Genomic DNA, 15,468 nt, shown 5'->3' with positions numbered 1-15,468 from the left:
GGCTCCGCCGGTTCCGGGTCAGGGGTTTCCTCCGAGTAGGTGCCTGGCCTCGCGGGCGCCGTAGAGGACGATGACGAACCCGGCGACGGGGTCGGCCCACCACCAGTGGAACGCGGCGTTGGCGGCGAGACCGAGGAGGGTGGCTCCGGCCAGCGCGGCGTCCACCAGCGTGACCTTGCCTTCGGTCACGAGGACCGGATTGGCGAGGGCATGACCGGTGCGGCTCTTTCCCAGCGCGAGCAGGGCCATGACGACGAAGGTCGCCCCGGTCCAGCCCATTCCCAACGGGCTGGTGTGCGGGTGCGCGCCAACGGCCAGCACGACGGTCGCCTGGATGGTGAGGTAGAGCGCGAGGGCGACGAACGCGGCGCCGATGAAGCGCAGGGCGCGGTGCCGGCGGTCGGGATCGACGCCGGTGAGCTCCCACACCACCACCATCGAGGCGAAGATCTCGACGAGGGAGTCGAGCCCGAAACCGACGAGGGCCACCGACCGAGCCGAGCGTGCGGCGATGGCGAGGACGACGATCCCGGCCACGTTCCAGACCAGCGTCGCCCACTCCAACGCCAGACCCCGTCGGCGGGCCGCGAGCGCGTGCACAGCCCATGACGGTAAGGGCTACGAGCGCGCGGTGATCTCGCGATAGGTCGATCGACCTATTTCCTCGGGAGAGGCAAGGCGCAACCATGTGGGTCGAACAAACCCGGGGGGGGGCGACATGACGCTTGCGTCGACCAGGACGTGTGCGCCGAAGCAGCTTGTGAGGCGGGCGCGTCATTGGGCCGCCTTCTCTTTTGTGCTCGCCCCGTTACTGATCGCATCTCTTCTCGTCGCGCCTGCGGCCCACGCAGCAATCCTCCTCTTCGCCGATGGCTTCGAGAGCGGCAACCTTTCGGCATGGACTTCGGTCCAGACCGGTGCCGACGGCACCGCCACCGCCCAGAGCGTCACGGTCAAGACCGGCACCTACGCGGCGCGGCTGGCCGCCACCACAACGTCCGGCTCCTTTGCCTATGCCCGCGAGTCCCTGGCCAACGCGCAGACCGACGTCACCGCGAGCGGCGACTTCCAGGTCCAGAGCATTGGGAAGAACGGGGGCAGCGTGCCGATCCTGAGCCTCTTCGGCGCGCCCGGCACGAAGCTCGCCAGCGTCAACCGCCAGAACAAATCGGGGAACATCTTGGTCTCGTACGGGGGTACCCGCACCACCACCGCCGCGAGCCTGCCGCTGAACACCTGGGCGCAGCTCCAGGTTCACCTCGTCGCCACCGGCGCCGCCACGGGCACGGTCGACGTCGTCGTCAATGGTGCCACCGTGTACCACTCGACCACCGCGACGCTTCCCGGCACCGGGTTCAGCTCAGTCCAGATCGGCAACGAGACCGCGGCGCAGGCGTTTGCCATCGTGGCCGACAACATCTCGGTGGGCTGGGGCTCGCCCCCGACCAACACCTCCCCGCCCACCATCTCGGGCAATGCGGTAAAGGGCTACACGCTCACCGCCGGCCCTGGCACGTGGAGCGGCACCGCACCGATCACCTACACCAACCAATGGCGGCGCTGTGACGGCGGCGGCGCCAACTGCGCCGATGTGGCTGGTGCCACGGGTTCGACCTATGTCCTGGGGCCGGCCGATGTCGGTGCCACCATGCGGGTGACGGTCACCGCCACGAACGCCGTGGGCACGAGCAGCGCGGTCTCGGCTGCCACAGCCGTGGTTGCCGCCAGCGCGTCGCCGCCGACCAACACCGCGTTGCCCACGATCAGTGGAACACCGACACAGGGGTCGACGCTCACCGCCAGCCCGGGCACCTGGAGCGGCACCGCACCCATCACCTACGGCTATCAGTGGCAACGCTGCGATTCCGGCGGCGCCAACTGCAACGCGGTCTCCGGAGCAACCAGCTCGGCGTACACGCTCGGCGCGGCCGACGTCAACACCACCATGCGGGTGGTAGTGACTGCCACCAACTTCGCCGGCTCCGGTGTCGCCACCTCGAACCCCACGGCGGTCGTGCAGTCGGGCTCGACGCAGTCCGGCCTGGTGGCGCTCTGGCACATGGACGAGACCTCCGGCAGCGTCATGCACGATTCCGTTGCGGGCCACGACGGCACCGCGTTCTCCGTGGCGCTGGGGCAGCCCGGGTTCCTGGGCACCGCGTTCGGCTTCAACGGCACGAGCTCCTACGTCTCGGTCCCATCCGCGAGCGATCTGAACGCGGGCAGCTTGGACATCACCATCACCATCCATCTCAAGACCACCAGGGCGCCGTCGACACCCGACTGGGACCTGATCCGGAAGGGCTACGCCGACGCCAGCGGAGGCTTGTTCAAGATGGAGTACCAGCCCTCAGGGCAGGCCACGTGCGGCTTCAAGGGAACGGTGGACCACGACTCTCTGACCGCCGGCCCCGCGCTCAACGACGGCACGTGGCACACCGTCCAGTGCGTGAAGACCTCATCGTCGATCAAGGTGATCGTCGATGGACAGACGTTCTCGAAGTCCGCCACCATCGGCTCCATCGTCAACACCGAGTCGGTGTTGATCGGGGCCCATGGCGCCGGGTCCGAGCTCTTCAACGGCTCACTCGACGAGGCCAGCATCCAGATCGGCTAGTCAGTGCCGTGACCTGCCGCTCGAGTGGTCCAGCCACCGGTTCGTAACGCGCGCGGCCCCCTGGGCGATGGCACCCAAGGGGCAGCGAAACGATCTGATCATTTTGGAGGCTGTGGTGAAGATCACGATGTTGGGCCGCCGGGCCATCACCGGCGCTGCCGCCCTGTCGCTCCTGTTGGGGGGCGTCGCCGTGGCTGCCACGGGCTCAGGATCGGCGGAGACGCCCTCGGAGCCGACGACCACACTCCCCGGCCCGACGACCACCGTCGCCAATGAGCACGCCCACGTGCCCGCGACCGTGGCCCCGGGTTCCGATGCAGCGTCACAGACGGCGCCGACCACGACCTCGCCCAGCACACACGACGGCGTGGGCTCTGGTGCAGCTCAGAACCACGGGGCCTGTGTCTCGGCTGTCGCCAGGGTCGCTCCGGCACAGGCCGGTGGCAGTGGGGGCAAGCCGGCCGACCCGAGTGCCCACGGCCGGGCGGTCTCGGCTGCCGCGCACTCCTGTCCCAAGCCCGATGGCGCAGCGGCGGGACCTCATGGCCGGGGTCACTCGGGTAAGTAAGAGCTCGAAAGCGAAGTAGTAGCGAAGACTGCATCGCCTGAGCCCTCGACGGCGGCCACCACTCCCAACCCTTGGTCTGAGCGTCTGAACGATCAGGTGTCGCTGACACCCGAGAGTCAAAGACACGCGCGAGGCGCCCGACCAACTGGCCGGGCGCCTCGCGTGCCTCTACTCCTTGTCCCCGATCAGGGATCGACGACGACGGTGCAGGTATAGGTACCTTCGGTCAGGTTCTTGTACGTCTCCGACGTGTCGTCGAACGCGTTCGGCGTGGCGTCCCCGCCGTCGGGGCTGAGCCCGGTGCAGTCGATCGAGGCCGCGGTGCCTCCCGTGACCTGGGACTGGAACGAAACGGTGATGTTCGAGAGTGGCTTGTTCTCGAAGCTCACGCTCTTGTACCCCGCGGCACACGTCCCCTTGGTGTCGACGTTGACCGTCTTGACGTCGGGATCCTTGAGGTAGCCCGCAGGGCCCGTGGTCTCCTCCACCGTGTAGCTGCTCAGGAGCAGGTTGCCCATGCAGCCGAGACCCGTGGTCCCGTCAGTGGTGATGGTGCCCACGGTCGTGCCGTTCTGCTTGACGGTGAAGGTCGCAGCCAGGTTGGGACTCGTGGCCTTGTCGAAGTGCTTGGCTGTCTTGACCACCCGGATCGCGCCCCGCTGGCGGGGATCGACGAGGTTCACGGTCACCGGGGTCGTGGTCACGACACTGATGGCAGCGTCCGCGGCGGCATCCACGCCGGCCGGGACGGTGGTCTCCACCACCCAGTAGCTGCCGAAGAACACGTTCACGATGGTGCAGACGCCGGTGGCATCGGTGCTGCAGGTGAGCGTCGTGGCGGTGTCCTCCGCTCCGCGACTACCACCGACGGGCGCGTTGTCCTTGTAGAGCGTGAAGCCGGCCCCCGCCAGCGGGTTGGCGGCGTCGTCGGTCTTGACGATGCGCACCGAGCCGCAGTTGGTGAGGTTCACGGTCTCGGGCGGCACGACGTCCTTGAGCGCCGAGCTGAACGAGTCACTGGAACGGCTCTTGAGGTAGGCCGAGCCGAAGTTCACGCACTGGCTGGCCGGGAACACGCCCGCCGCGGTGAGGTTGAGCGCGGCTTCGCCGAACTTCTGGTCGGCGCTCACGCCGCCGTCCGCGTTGGCGTTCGCGTCGAGATCGACGATCGGCCCCCAGCACGGTGCCTTGGCCCCGTTCGCCTCACACGGCCCGGTGGTGGACCACCTGGCCAGTCCCAGCTGCACGTTGTTGCCGCCCGAGGCGAAGTCGAAGGTGACGAGCATGTCGCCGCTCGTGCGCACCGGCGTCTTGTTGTTGCTGGTGAGGGTGGACGACTGGTTGAACTCGAAGTCCATGTTGGCCGAGCCCAGCGTGTTGGTGCGGTTCCAGGCCAGGTACATGAAGTCGGCCGTCCCCACCTTCTCGGTTGCGATGCGGAAGCGGGTCAGGTCGCTCTTGTTCGGCGGGATCGAACCCGTCTCCACCGTGGGAATCGCGGTGTCTTCCTTGGTGCCCTGGACGAACGACTCGTCGTTCTGCCCCGACGGTGTGTCGGCCTTGTCGGCTCGCAGCACCGCGGGGCTGAGGCCGTCCCAGTCGTGCGCGGGTGCTGCCCCGTCGACGGCGGTGTTGCCGTCGGTGCTCTCGAAGGTGCTCGGCGTCAGGCCTGAGGCCGACGGGATGACCACCAGCGCGGCGAGCAGCGCCATGGTGACGAACGCGCCAAGGCGCGCGCGGGTGTGCTTGGTTCTCAACTCGGGTCCCCCCCTGTGCGGCCCAAACCGCGGCCTGTAGCTGTGTCGCCACGCATTGTGGCTGAGGGCCGCGACTGCGTCAACGCTCTGAGCCAGAACGGGCGTTTTGTCCGTTCTGTCCGCTGGTGGTTACGACCGGAGCCAACGTGGCGCGACGTCCCAGGCGGTTGACTTGGGCCGTGGCCGTGACCATCTACGGCGTCTGCGCCCTCACCTTCATGACGACGATGTACACGCTGGAGTCACGCGGACGACGCTTCGTGCTCGGATTTGCCTGCGGCTGTGTGCTCTCGAGCGTCTACGGGTTTCTCTCGGGAGCCTGGCCGTTCGGGGTGGTCGAACTGGTCTGGACCGGCGTCGCCCTCCGCCGCTACGTCGAAACCACTTGACCTTCGAGTCGACTCGAAGCTCTACCCTCGGCGCTGTGGGCGCTTACCGCATCTCCGAGGTGGCCGAACGGACCGGCATCCCGGCCACGACGCTGCGTTACCACGAGGACGTCGGCATCGTGCCCGCTCCCGAACGAACTGCCGGCGGCTACCGCCTCTACGACGACCGGACGTTGGCCCGGCTCAGGTTCATCTCCGGGGCCAAGCAACTGGGCCTCAGCCTCGATGAGGTTCGTGCGCTGGTGAAGCTGTGGGAGGTCGATGAGTGCGCGCCAGTGCAACAAGAGATGGCACGACTCGTCGATGCGAAGATCTTCGACCTCGCCCGGCGTACCGACGAGCTGGTTGCCTTCGCCAATGAGCTGCAACTGATCGCCGCCCGGCTCCGGGCCGAGCCACACGCCGGACCCTGTGATGGCACCTGCGCGTGCGGCACCATCGAAGCGGCCGCACCCGCCGCTTCACCGGTCGCCTTTGTGAAGGCGCCGATGCCGACGGAGGCGGTGATCGCCTGCACGCTCACCGGTGATGACGATGTCGCGCAACGTGTCGATGACTGGCAGCGGCTCCTGGCGCAAGTGGTCACACGGGAGGCGCTCGACGACGGCCTGCGCTTGGAGTTTCCGAGCGGTGGGGAGCTCGCCGCCGAGGCGGCGCGCCTCGCTTCCGCAGAGGTCGAGTGCTGCTCCTGGATCGACTTCACGATCCGGCTCGGCGTCGACTCGACGATCCTGGAAGTGCGGGCGCCCGCCGCGGGTCAAGAGCTACTGACTTCGGTCTTCGGTGTGGCCTCGTGAGCCGAGACCATCAGTGCCTCGCGGCTCGTTCGTGGGACGGCTCGCGTGTCGTGCGACGCGCGCCAGGTAGGTGTTGCGATCCAGCGGGTTCAACATCGTCCGCCGACGCGTCGGTCGCGCGCCGCGCACCGGCGGGCGCGCGTGGTCGTCGTCACGCCTTCTGATTAGACCAATGGCAACCGGCCCGCAACGAGAGAACGATTCTGACTCAGCCGTACTTCATGCCGCAGGGGCTCGGAAAATGAACACCGCGCCGTGGAGCTTCCCGATCATCCGGTAGATGTGCCAGAGGCAGTCGCCCAGCATGATCCGGTACGCGGTTTCTCCAAACTCGTCGATGTAGCGAGCAGGGGCGCGCAGCAGCCGCGCCGCGTGCAGCAGCCGTCGCCCAGGCGCGCCCGATCGCTCTTGAGCGGACTCGCCCCACTCGCTCCCGAAGTCAATCCGTTCGGTCAGCGACAGATGCGCGGCCCTGATGGCGCGCTCCATGTCGTCGGGACGGACGCTGTTCGCGGCGGCACCGGACCGCCAGAACTCCGTGGCCTCGGCCTCCGTCATGTGCGGGCCTGTGAACACCTGGTACACGAACCCGCGACCTCCTGGGCGGAGAACACGCCGGAACTCAGTGAACGCGGCGTCGAGTTCGGCGTACATGAGCGCTTCCTTCGACCAGATCAGGTCGACGGCACCGTCGTCGAGCGGGATCTGCTCCGCCGTGCCAAGCACAAACCTGACCTGGCCGGTGACGCCGGCATCGTCCGCCTTCTTTCGTCCGAGGTCCACGTGTCGTTGCACAGGGTCGAGGCCGGTGACCCCCACGCCGAACCGCCGCGCGAGCTCGATTGCGTCAGCACCTTCGCCACACCCAACGTCGACTGCGGCGGCTCCGGCGGCCGGTTCGAGCCTTCTGAAGAGTTCCCACAGGCTCTCAGGCCCCCGAGGCCTCAGTGTCTCGTCGAGCCGGCGCTGGAACGCCTCCTCGATGCGGGGGTAGTCGTCGTACGACTCGTCTATCGAGATGTCGCCAGGCATCCCACGATCTTGCCGAACGGCAGCCTGGGTAGCCGCAAATACGGATCGATCTCCAGATCGAGAACCAAGGACTACCAGCCGATGCTGTAAGCCCGCCCCGTGTCTCCGATGTCTCGCGACATCACAGAGCGCCCCTAATCGGACGGCTTTCGAACCGGCAATTCGGTCAAGCCGTCGCAGAACTCCTCGATTATCTCACGGAGTGTGAAGGAGAGGAAGACTCCGACAACTCGGCGTGAACCGGCGCTGGCGTGAGTCCTGGCGACCAGGCACAGATCCTCCTGGCTGAATGGCCAGTATCCCGACGGACAACAGAATCCGCAGCTGCATGAAGCCAAGGTCGAACGACAGCCCCTCGTCGGGTCCAACGACATTCGCGTCGGCTCGCGCCGTCATGCCGCCGTAGTGCCACGGGCGATGAACTCTGCACCAACATTGACCGAGCGCACACTCAAGTTCGGGACGAGATCGGCGAGGATGTCCCAAGGGCGTTGGAACCCTTCGTGCGAGGTGGTGACACTTTTGGTCTGCCTCCAGATCACGAGATTGACCGGAAGCGCCCACCACGGCGCCCATTTGACCCCTACCACGAGCAACCGTGCCCCCGGCTTGACCAACTGGAGCAGGTGCTCCAGCGCTGACTGCGACCGAAGGATCTCGTGGACTCGGAAGATGATGAGCGCGTCGGCTCGTTCCGAGGTGTCGGCATCGTCGGCCGACGCCTCGATGAACTTGACGTTCTTCCAGCCGCTCGCGTCCGCCCGCTGCTGAGCCGCGGCCAGCATCTCCGGACTCGGCTCGATACCTATGAGCTTCCCGGAGGGACCGATGGCCTTCTCGATCAGGGGAAAGCTCAGCCCGGTGCCGCATCCGATGTCGAGGACGGTGTCTCCGGCCCGGAGGTCGAAGTCTGCAAACGCTTGCCGCCGCGTTCGCTCACCTAGGCGGATTTGAAGTTTGCGGTCGTACCTCGATGCAATCGCTCGGTACTGGTCACGACTTGCGTCCATGCACAACCCCAGATCTCCGCTTCGGATCGCGGTCCGTCCATCGCGGCGTCGCAACATCGTCACCACCCCGCCCGCACCCCGCAAGCGGTAGCGCGGCGAGCATCATCTTCGAGCCCATGCTCGGCGGCGCCTGTTATTGCTCCGTGCGGAGGAGTTCGTCGGAGCGCTGTCCGAATTGTACCAATCTACGGCGAGTTCCGGCAGGTCTCGGCCGGTACGCTTTCAACCACTCGCTGTGTGTGAGTAGCGGTCCGGTGCGTCCAGGAACCGATCCCGGCAGTTTTCCGAGCAGAGCCACACGTCGGTGCCCTCCCAGTCGAGATGCACGGCGCCGCCAACGCTGAGGTCGAGTGCCATGCCGCAGACCGGATCGATCAGCCGCTCGTGTCGGTCGGAGGGCTCGACCTCGTAGAGCTCGACGTCGCCACTGATGCCCTTAAGTGAGCGGCTACCGACGGTCGTCGTGTCGATCCCAGAGCCGGCGATCTGCCCGCGGAGAGCTTCAGTGATGAGGAATTGGTCCCGTGCCGCCGCCGACGTGACTCTGGCCGCGAGGTTGACGGTTGCTCCGTAGTAGTCGCCTTCTCGAAACAGGACGGGGCCACAGTGCGCGCCGATTCGCAGGCCGGGGAAGTTCGGCTGGGCGTGTGCGCGGGCTCGGATGCCGATGCCAAAGCCGACCGCGGTGCGCGCCGTGGGGAAGGCGAGCATGAACTCGTCGCCGATCTGTTTGACGATCTGGCCGTCGTGGGCGGCGGCAGCCTCGCGGACGATGTCCGAGAACTGGCCGACCACGCTGGCAGCTGCGGCGTCGCCCATGGCTTCGGTGAGGGGTGTGTAACTGGACAAGTCGACGAACAACATCGCGCGCACGAGCTCGCCGGGCGCCGTGGACTCCTCCCTGAGGTGCAGCAACAGGTCCTCGCGGTTGGCGCGTTCCCAGCTCTTGCGGTGGAAGTACATGACGGCCGGTTCGATGAGTCCGGTGAGCGGATCGGCGATGGACTGGGTGGCAGCCAGCAGCTCGGCACCGTGGAGGCCTTGCACCCGGAACTGTTCGTGGACGTGGAGATGGAAGACGCGGGTGGCGGCGTCGGAGACGCGCCCGAGGGAGTCGGCGAACACCCGCAGCAACTGGAGGAGCACATCGACGGGCAGCCCGAACTTCAGTGCGGTGGCGACCAGCTGCAGCGCCTCGAGGTCCTCCTCGTAGGCGCCGGGTTGGTCGAGCAGGCCGGCGGCGGCCCAGATCTGGTCGACGAGGTCGGTGTCGAGCCCGCAGCGCTCGGCCGCCTCGCGGCGCGTGTAGAGCGAGCCTCGCCCGGACTGCAGTGCCCAACGGGTGAAGGATGCGAGCATGTCCCCCTGATCGGCGCTGATGCGGGCGACTTCGTCGGGCGGAATGCCCCGTCGTTCGGCGAAGCGGATGAGGCGAGCGCGCTCGACGTTCTCGGAGACGTCGGCTCCGATCAGTAGGCCCAGATCCCGCCAATGTCGAATCGCGTCGACTGACTCGCCGCTCAACCGGGCGAGGTCATCGAGATCGACCGAGTCGCGTTCGACCATTACGCGAACTCTACGACGGGCCGAACGGCGAGCCCTCCGGAGATCGGCCGACGCGCTCGCTGCCTCGCAGGCCCGTGCGACCCGGACGGTCGCGCCACGTTTGCAACGGCGCAGCGGTCCGCACCGACCGGGTCTTCACGGGTTCTCACAACGAGTGGCCGGTCCATGTCCGCGCTCGCTCAGCGTTCGCGTTCACGATGGCTGCGACGGCGCAGCGCCAGCCCTGCGCCGAACACCATCCCGCCGCACATCACCGCCATCATCACGACCATCGCGACCACGAGCACGGTCGAGCCACTGATCATCACTGTGACCGACCCATCGGCGCCGTTTCAGTTCCGGGGGGCAGCGAACCCTGCCCATCTCGGGACGGCGCAGCCTGCGCGTCCGCCGACTCGTGGCCGCGGCTGCGCATGGCACCCCGAATCATCATCACCAGGCACGGCACCATGCACAGCCCGCACACCAATGCCGATCCCGCTCGCAACACGGACTCCATCGTCGTTGCCCTCCCTCGTCCAGGTCGTCTACTACTCGCCTGTAGGGTCTACTACAGGCTCGTAGTTGTCAAGCCTTGCCTACGACCTGCTCGTAGTAGATACTGGAGCGCGATGGCAGTGGGTGACGACCTCGAGAAACTCCTGGGCCCCCTCGAGGCCGAGGTGATGCGAGCGGTGTGGACGAACAAGGAACCGGTGACGCCGCGCCAGGTGCTCGAGCACCTCAACGAGGGACGTGCCCAGCCACTCGCCTACACGACGGTGATGACGGTGATGAGTCGTCTCGCCGAAAAGGAGTTGCTGGGGCGCAGCCCGGCCAAGCGCGGCTGGGCCTACGAGGCGCTCGTCAGCGACGCGGCCGGGATCGCCGTGCGTGACGTCATGCGCGACTTCGGGGCCGCGGCCCTGGCCCACTTCGTCGCCGAGAGCCGCGCCGACCCCAAGCTGCGACGCCGCCTGGAGAAGTTGCTCCGCGAGGATTGAGCGTGCGCCTGGACACGGCCAACCGCTCGTTTCTCTTGCTGTTGGTGCTGGTGGTCGCGGCCTCGATCGTCATCGGCTTTCTGGGCTGTTGTGTCATCGGCGTGGTGATCTACCGGGTGAGCACACGAGGCACGCATGCGCTTACGGCACCGGGAACGGTGCCCGCCCTGGTCTTGATCGCGTTGCTCGCGGTGGGCGCGGTTCGGGCCAATCGGGTCTTGCGCCGCCAACTGATCGCCACCGGACGGCTCGGCCGGCGGGTGCGGCGACTGACCATCGAGCCGTTGCCTGCCCGGCTTTCACAGGCCGCAGTGGGCGCGGGGCTGGCGGGGCGGGTCGATCTGGTCGACGCCGCCGAGTCGTGCTCGTTCACCTGGGGCTATCTGTGCCCCCGCGTCGCGGTCAGCCGGGGCCTGCTCGAGACGGTCGACGACGCGGGGCTCGACGCCGTGCTCGCCCACGAGCGCTACCACGTCATCAACCTCGACCCCGCCAAGGTCTTCCTCACGCGGGTGCTCCCGCTGTATCTGCCAGTGCTCGGCGACCTCCACCATCGCTATCTCGCCGGCCGCGAGCTCGCAGCCGACCGGCGGGCGGTAGAGGCCAATGGGCGCAAGCCCCTCGCCGGTGCGCTCTACAAGGTCGTCGCTGGCCCCGAGTGGGCCGACCTCGACGCTGCCGCCGCCATCGGTGGCGACGAGGCGCTCGAGGCGCGGGTGAGCCAGTTGGAGAACGGCGTCGAGCCACCGATGCGTCCCCTCCATCGCGGCCGGCTGGCCACGAGCGCCCTCGGCGGCGGAACCCTGGTCTGGTCGGTGAGCGCCACTCTGGCGGCCTTCGGCGGACCGGGCCAGCTGATGCGAACCATCTGCACGCGTTGAACGCGCTCGCCTCGTGCGACAGAGTTGACGGGCCCAGCCGGTTGATCGACACGGAGGCCGACGTAGCAGCTCAGCGCAACTGATGGATGATCAGGCCGGCGTGGCGTTGCTGGTTCACCCAGAGCACGACGAACGCCAGCGCGACCGACACTCCAGAAACTCCAACTGGGCCGAACCCGAACGCTGAGCAGCGTCCAGTCAGATGTCCGAAGGTGAGGCGGACCAATAGCGCCGCCGTCGCCGCGACAACCAGGAAGCTGGCGGGATTGAACGCCCAGGCCCGAGCCGTGTCGCCCCGGTCGATCGCGACGACGCCGCAAGTCAGGCCGCAGGTCGGATCGACGAGGCCGAGGTGGTGTATCGGCCACATCAGCGGCACGTGGGGAAGACCGACGATGGCAAAGCCGATCGCGCACGCGCTCAGCGCCACCGCCAGCCGGCCGAACAGCGCTAGCTCATCGTGACATGTCCACCAGAGTTCGAGAGGCCGCCGATCGACCGCCGGACGCTCGTGGAGCTTGCGCACACACGAAGTCTGACGCGAACTACCCGAGCTGAGGCGCCCTGAGCTTCGCGAGACGCCAGGTCCTCGGGCAACCTCATGATACCCGCACGGGTATACGGTTGTACGATATTGCGGTCCGGGAGGTTGTGCATCTCCACCACGCCGACAGAACAACGTTGGGCCGACCCGCGGGCAGTGAAGACCGCGCGCCGCCAACTGATCGATCCGGAGCAAGGCCAACGCCTCGCCGAGCTGCTGGCGCTGCTCGCGGACGGGACCCGAGCGCGGATCTTGTTCGCCCTGGGCGCAGTGGATGAGCTCTGCGTCGGCGACGTTGCCGCCACCGTTGAGGTCTCGGAGGACGCAGCGAGCTACGCGCTCAAGGTGCTGCGTATGGCGGGGCTGGTCCGTGGTCGCAAAGTCGGCCGTTCGGTGTGTTACCGACTGGCCGAGGGCTTCCCCCACGAACTGCTGGAGCACTGCCTGCGTGACCTCCTGCGCATCAGCCCCGACGCCGGCCCGAGGATCGGACCGTGACCAACGTCCTCGCGGCCAGCACGGTTGTCGACGTTGGGCGCAGCCTGCGCGAGGGCTTCTTCATGTTCTGGGAAACGCTGTGGCCGCTCGTGCTCGGCTTCGGCCTGTCCGGGGCGGTGCAGGCCTTCGTCTCCCACGAGCAGATGGAGCGGGTGATGGGCGATCACCGCCCCGCCGCCGTCGCCCGAGCCAGCGGACTCGGGATGATCTCGTCCTCATGTTCATATGCGGCGACGGCCATGGCGAAGTCGCTGTTTGACAAGGGCGCCGACTTCGTCGACGCCATGATCTTCATGTTCGCCTCGACGAACCTCGTCGTCGAGCTGGGCATCGTGCTCGTGGTGCTGATGGGCTGGCAGTTCGCGCTGGCCGAGTTTGTCGGCGGCCCGATCATGATCGCGCTGCTGGCGCTCACCGGCGGGATCGTCATCGGAGCTCGCCGGGCGGCGGCCGCTCGCCGGCACCTCGCGGGTGGCGGCGCGAACGAGCACCGGGCCATGGCCGGCGTGAGCGAGGAAGAGCAAGCCGAGCTCGACCGCGAGCCCTGGCGACAGAAGCTGAGGTCCAAGGCGGCGTGGGCCGACGCGGCCAGCTACGCCATGGCCGATCTCACCATGCTGCGCCGCGAGCTGGTGGTCGGCTATGTGATCGCCGGCTTCCTTAGCGTGCTCGTCCCCAACCATTTGTGGAACCTCGTGTTCCTGCATGGTCACGGCGCGTGGACCTCGGTGGAGAACGCTGTGGTCGGGCCCCTCATTGCCGTCATCAGCTTCGTGTGCTCGGTGGGCAACGTGGCCCTCGCCGCCGCGCTGTGGAAGGGCGGGATCAGCTTCGGCGGCGTGATCAGCTTCATCTTCGCCGACCTGATCACGCTGCCGCTCCTGCTCATCTACCGGAAGTACTACGGCGGACGCCTGACGCTCAGGCTGCTGGTGTGGTTCTGGGTGGTGATGGCCGCCGCAGGGCTCGTGGTCGAGGGCCTGTTCGCCATCACCGGACTCATCCCCGAGTCCCGTCCCCTCGAGATCGTCCAGACCAGCTTCCAGTGGAACTACACCACGTTTCTCAACATCGGCTTCGTCGGCGTCTTCGCGTATCTCTACTGGCTGTATCGCCATCGCAACCGGCTCGGGGGCGGCCGGGGCCACGCATACGACCCCGTCTGCGGGATGCAGGTGCGCGCCGCCAACGCCCCGGCCTCGACGCAGCACGCGGGGCGCACCGTGTACTTCTGCTCGGATCGCTGCCGGGGGCGGTTCGAGGGGGAGCCTGACCGTTACGCCGAGCGGGCTAGCGGCTGAGCGCTCGGCCCTCGTAGGTGTAGCCCATCGGCTTCGGCTCGCCCTTGAGGTAGTACGTCTCGATCTTCTCGATCTCGAACCCGGCGCGCTCGATGTCCTCGGAGATGTGCCGATTCAGGTGGCACCCACCCGCGAGACGCCCGTTCAATGGCTGCAAACGGTCTTGCCAACGCGCGACCTTCTCGTCGGGCGAATGACCGTGCTCCACGAAGTGGAAGGAGCCGCCGGGCTTCAAGACGCGTCGCATTTCGGCCAGCGCCGCATCCAGGTTCGGGATGGTGCACAGCGTCCACGTCGAGAGCGCCGCGTCGAACTCACCCGACGGCAGGTCGAGACGCTCGCCTGTCAGGCCGCCGTACTCGACAGGAACCGACGACTCGGCGATCCGCGGTTCAGCGATGCGCATACACACGCGGGACGGTTCGATGGCGACAACCTTCGTCACCTCAGCCGGGTAGTAGGGCGCGTTCAGCGCGGTCCCGAAGCCAACCTCGACGACTGCGCCCTCCAGGCCCTCACACACGCGGGCGCGCACAGGTCGGTTCGGCTTGCGCGCCATGACCTTGTCCTGAAATCGCGGGAGTAGCTGTTCCTGGTAGAAACCCACGCGGTATCCCTCTCATTGAGCCACGCGCATGGCCTACTCCGACGGGTCTGACGCTGCAAACCGTCGGTCGAGGTCGCCGATGGTTAGGGAGAGTCGGTCGCACAACAGCGGTCGCCGCGCCATGCCTCCCGGCCCTCGCGGACGGCCAGGGTGGCGATCCCGATGGCCGCGACGGGATCGGCCCAGCCCCAACCCACGGTGGCGTTGAGGACAAGGCCGCCGAGCAGGATCGCCGACAGGTAGGCGCACAACGCCGTCTCGCTCGCGTCGGCGACAAGGGTGTGGCTGTGCAGCGCTTCGCCCGTGCGCCGCTTCGCGCGCGCGAGCCACTGCATTGCGACGAGCGAGAGCACGGCCATGACGATGCCGACGGTCGATTCGCGAGCGGCGGAACCACCGATCAAGTCACGCAGTGCGTCCACGGTGACGTACGCGGCAAGCAGGTAGAAGGACACCGCGATGAGCCGCAGGGCCATGCGGTCCCGCTCCGCGGACAGCGCCCCGCGCATTTGCCAGACAACGACGCATGCGGCGAAGACCTCGACGATCGAGTCCAGCCCGAAGCCGATGAGCGCGATCGACCCGGCTGCGATGCCTGCCGTCAGTGCCACCGCTGCCTCCACCGCGTTCCAGCCGATGGTGAGGTATTCCAGGCGAAGACCTCGGCGGGCGCGCGTGGTCGTCGTCACGCCTTCTGATTAGAGCTATTGGCAACCGGCCCGCAACGAGAGAACGACTCTGACTCTCGTCGAGTCTCGACGCGACATGCCCATCCCCAGTTCCGTACCGGGCAAAGAATGCGCACCGAGAACCGCGCCAACCGCAATGAGCGCGAGAGCACCACGGCGGTCTGCGCGCTCGGGTCGCCGGATTGGCGAGCGGAGCAAGCGCTCCCGGGCCACAGGAAGGTATCGAGCA

General features: G+C 67.4%; 14 protein-coding genes. 6 read left to right on the top strand and 8 right to left on the bottom strand.

Annotated elements, in window-relative coordinates; all coding sequences use genetic code 11:
- Positions 1-18: 18 nt before the first annotated feature.
- Positions 19-600: a cation transporter gene (locus E6G06_13890; GenBank protein TML89749.1), complete on the bottom strand. Its 582-nt coding sequence runs from the start codon at positions 598-600 to the stop codon at positions 19-21.
- Positions 601-718: 118 nt separating this feature from the next.
- Between E6G06_13890 and E6G06_13885 the strand changes: the two genes are divergently transcribed.
- Positions 719-2,617 (top strand): hypothetical protein, encoded by a 1,899-nt coding sequence (locus E6G06_13885; GenBank protein ID TML89748.1) that lies wholly within the window; start codon positions 719-721, stop codon positions 2,615-2,617.
- Positions 2,618-3,370: 753 nt separating this feature from the next.
- Here the strand turns inward: E6G06_13885 and E6G06_13880 are convergent.
- Entirely contained in the window at positions 3,371-4,942 is a 1,572-nt protein-coding gene (locus E6G06_13880) for a hypothetical protein (protein TML89747.1), read from the bottom strand.
- Between the two features lie 106 nt (positions 4,943-5,048).
- Here E6G06_13880 and E6G06_13875 point away from each other — a divergent pair, with 106 nt between their 5' ends.
- Positions 5,049-6,128, top strand: coding sequence for a MerR family transcriptional regulator (locus E6G06_13875; protein TML89746.1), 1,080 nt, complete (start codon positions 5,049-5,051; stop codon positions 6,126-6,128).
- A gap of 219 nt (positions 6,129-6,347) precedes the next feature.
- On the opposite strand, the gene E6G06_13870 is transcribed toward E6G06_13875, so the two are convergent.
- The 3 genes from E6G06_13870 to E6G06_13860 form a co-directional block, all read right to left on the bottom strand.
- Positions 6,348-7,160 (bottom strand): methyltransferase domain-containing protein, encoded by an 813-nt coding sequence (locus E6G06_13870; GenBank protein ID TML89745.1) that lies wholly within the window; start codon positions 7,158-7,160, stop codon positions 6,348-6,350.
- Positions 7,161-7,552: 392 nt separating this feature from the next.
- Positions 7,553-8,227 carry a methyltransferase domain-containing protein gene (locus tag E6G06_13865; GenBank protein ID TML89744.1) on the bottom strand — a complete coding sequence of 225 codons (675 nt, stop codon included), beginning with the start codon at positions 8,225-8,227 and terminating at the stop codon, positions 7,553-7,555.
- Positions 8,228-8,392: 165 nt separating this feature from the next.
- Positions 8,393-9,736 carry an adenylate cyclase gene (locus tag E6G06_13860; protein ID TML89743.1) on the bottom strand — a complete coding sequence of 448 codons (1,344 nt, stop codon included), beginning with the start codon at positions 9,734-9,736 and terminating at the stop codon, positions 8,393-8,395.
- 611 nt (positions 9,737-10,347) lie between these two features.
- Between E6G06_13860 and E6G06_13855 the strand changes: the two genes are divergently transcribed.
- A complete protein-coding gene (locus E6G06_13855) occupies positions 10,348-10,719 on the top strand; it encodes a BlaI/MecI/CopY family transcriptional regulator (GenBank protein TML89742.1) in 372 nt (123 codons plus the stop codon).
- Positions 10,716-11,600 (top strand): M56 family metallopeptidase, encoded by an 885-nt coding sequence (locus E6G06_13850; GenBank protein TML89741.1) that lies wholly within the window; start codon positions 10,716-10,718, stop codon positions 11,598-11,600. Before E6G06_13855 ends, E6G06_13850 begins: the two co-directional genes overlap by 4 nt.
- 70 nt (positions 11,601-11,670) lie before the next feature.
- Here E6G06_13850 and E6G06_13845 read toward each other — a convergent pair whose 3' ends face one another.
- Positions 11,671-12,126: a DUF2752 domain-containing protein gene (locus tag E6G06_13845; GenBank protein ID TML89740.1), complete on the bottom strand. Its 456-nt coding sequence runs from the start codon at positions 12,124-12,126 to the stop codon at positions 11,671-11,673.
- Between the two features lie 75 nt (positions 12,127-12,201).
- On the opposite strand from E6G06_13845, the gene E6G06_13840 reads away from it, so the two are divergent.
- Positions 12,202-12,642 carry a winged helix-turn-helix transcriptional regulator gene (locus E6G06_13840; GenBank protein TML89739.1) on the top strand — a complete coding sequence of 147 codons (441 nt, stop codon included), beginning with the start codon at positions 12,202-12,204 and terminating at the stop codon, positions 12,640-12,642.
- The gene (locus E6G06_13835; GenBank protein TML89738.1) at positions 12,639-13,943 is read left to right on the top strand and encodes a YHS domain-containing protein; all 1,305 of its coding nucleotides are present in this window, start codon (positions 12,639-12,641) and stop codon (positions 13,941-13,943) included. Before E6G06_13840 ends, E6G06_13835 begins: the two co-directional genes overlap by 4 nt.
- On the opposite strand, the gene E6G06_13830 is transcribed toward E6G06_13835, so the two are convergent.
- Positions 13,933-14,550 (bottom strand): class I SAM-dependent methyltransferase, encoded by a 618-nt coding sequence (locus E6G06_13830; GenBank protein TML89737.1) that lies wholly within the window; start codon positions 14,548-14,550, stop codon positions 13,933-13,935. The two genes, E6G06_13835 and E6G06_13830, sit on opposite strands and share 11 nt — an antisense overlap.
- A gap of 83 nt (positions 14,551-14,633) precedes the next feature.
- Positions 14,634-15,239, bottom strand: a complete 606-nt coding sequence (locus E6G06_13825) for a hypothetical protein (GenBank protein TML89736.1) — start codon at positions 15,237-15,239, stop codon at positions 14,634-14,636.
- Positions 15,240-15,468: the final 229 nt, after the last annotated feature.

It is taken from the genome of Actinomycetota bacterium (assembly GCA_005888325.1).
Classification (GTDB): Bacteria; Actinomycetota; Acidimicrobiia; order Acidimicrobiales; family AC-14; genus AC-14.
The sequence above is the reverse complement of the archived record's forward strand: the minus strand, read 5'-3'. Positions and strand labels throughout refer to the sequence as shown.